This window comes from Mesorhizobium sp. M7A.F.Ca.US.014.04.1.1 (assembly GCF_003998745.1).
GTDB classification, from domain to species: domain Bacteria; phylum Pseudomonadota; class Alphaproteobacteria; order Rhizobiales; family Rhizobiaceae; genus Mesorhizobium; species Mesorhizobium ciceri.
On sequence record NZ_RZRW01001182.1, the window covers coordinates 1 to 899 of the forward strand.

General features: G+C 59.7%; 2 protein-coding genes. Both read right to left on the reverse strand.

Annotation, left to right across the window (positions count from 1 at the left end; translation table 11 throughout):
* Positions 1-379 (reverse strand): alpha/beta hydrolase (locus EOA22_RS35430; RefSeq protein WP_164756266.1); only part of this gene is annotated, 379 nt, incomplete at its 3' end.
* Between the two features lie 121 nt (positions 380-500).
* A partial coding sequence (locus tag EOA22_RS35435; protein ID WP_127390705.1) for an FCD domain-containing protein occupies positions 501-899 on the reverse strand: 399 nt, incomplete at its 5' end.

The following is an 899-nucleotide window of genomic DNA, read 5'->3' on the forward strand; positions in this document are numbered from 1 at the left end:
CATTATACGCTGCCGCCGCTGCTGCCTGCCAAGCGTGGTCCTCATTCCCGCCGAGACGCGGCGCGGTGGCGCCGCTGCTCACGACGACCACCTTGTCGACCAGACCCGGATTTTCAACGGCGAGCATTGCCGCGATGAAACCGCCTTCGGAATGGCCGACCAGCGCGCATCGGGTGATCCCGAGCGCTTCGATGAAGGCTGACACGTGATGGCGCCGGTCGAGGCGGGGAACGTGTTTCCCATCTGCCGACGCATCTGAGAGACCGAAACCGACCAGATCGGGCGCCAGCACCCGGAACTCATCCGCGAGTGCCGGGATGGTGTTGTGCCAGGTAGACCAGGCGTCGATCGCCAGTGACGAGCCGTGCAGAAGGATCACGGTCGGTCCGCTCCCAGCTTCGAAATAGCGCGTACGGATTCCGCCCGCCGAGACATAATTTTCCTCAGCTCTCGAAGAGGGTAGCGGCGGACGGGCGGCGTCAGGCGCTTGCAAGCGCCGATTAGCTGACGGATTGGTTTTCAAGCTGTTCGATCATCCCGAGTGCGAATTGTGCGGCTTTGCGTACATGTTTTTTTGCAAGCCGCTCGGCATCCGATGCCTTGCGGTTCACCAGGGCGTCGAGCAGGGCTGCCAGCTCTTCTTGAGATGCCTTTCGCCGCTCTGCATTGGAAAGAGAAATCATGCGCAACTGTGAGGCCCGCATATGTATGCTGCGAAGCATCCGTTCCGCCTCGGAATTGTTCGCGCCTGCTATCAAAACGTCGTAAAACCGGGTTTTTGCGGCAATCATTTCGCGCGGTACACCGACGCGATAAGCTTCCATCAGCTCGTCATACATGTCCCCGCAACGCGTGATATGATCGTCAGCCGCATTCTCGCAAAGCAACCTGCATATAAG